An 838-nucleotide genomic window follows, 5' to 3' on the forward strand; every position below is an offset into this window, starting at 1 on the left:
CTGGCCACTGCGCTACGCCTGAGCGGGCTCGAGGTCGTCGATGTCGATCGCCCCGACCGACGCTCTCGCCGCTTCCACGGCAAATCCGACCCACTCGATGCCCATTCCGCAGCGCGCGCAGCATTGACCGGAAAGGCCACCACCACACCGAAGGCCCACGACGGCAACGTCGAAGCGATTCGCTTCTTGCACAACGCACGTCACTCGGCAGTCAAAGCCCGCGCCGAAGCGGTCACACAACTGAAATCGATGATCGTCAATGCCCCAGAAGGCATACGCGCCGAGCTCCGTCAGCTCACCGACGCGCACCTGTTCGCCGCATGCGCAGCATTGCCACACGCACCGCGTCGGCCCGTCGATCTCGATTCCGCAGTCGGTGCCGCACTGCGGTCGGTGTCCCGCCGAATTCTCGACCTCACCGCCGAGGAACGAATCCTCGCCAAACAAATAGAGGCACTCGTCACCGCACACGCACCGCAGCTCCTCGCCCGATTCGGGATCGGAACCAGCACAGCTGCACAACTGTTGATCACAGTCGGCGACAACCCCGAACGGATCACCTCCGAAGCGTCCTTCGCGCACCTGTGCGGAGTTGCACCGATCCAGGCATCCTCGGGCCGCACACAACGTCACCGCCTCGACCGAGGCGGTGACCGTCAAGCGAACCGGGCGCTCTACACGATCGCCATCACCCGCCTACGCGGCGACGAACGAACCCAGCAGTATCGGGACCGGCGACTGACAGAAGGCAAGACCCCACGCGAGATCACCCGATGCCTCAAACGCGCCATCGCCCGCGAAATCTACGGCCTACTCAAGCCGCCCCAGACCACTTGAC

The 838-nt window shown here is 64.4% G+C and carries 1 protein-coding gene; it reads left to right on the forward strand.

Annotated features, from left to right (window positions below; all coding sequences use genetic code 11):
• A partial coding sequence (locus tag MTX35_RS25285) for a transposase (protein WP_243597474.1) occupies positions 1-837 on the forward strand: 837 nt, incomplete at its 5' end.
• Position 838: the final 1 nt, after the last annotated feature.

It is taken from the genome of Rhodococcus sp. ARC_M12 (assembly GCF_022810385.1).
Lineage (GTDB): Bacteria > Actinomycetota > Actinomycetes > Mycobacteriales > Mycobacteriaceae > Rhodococcoides > Rhodococcoides navarretei.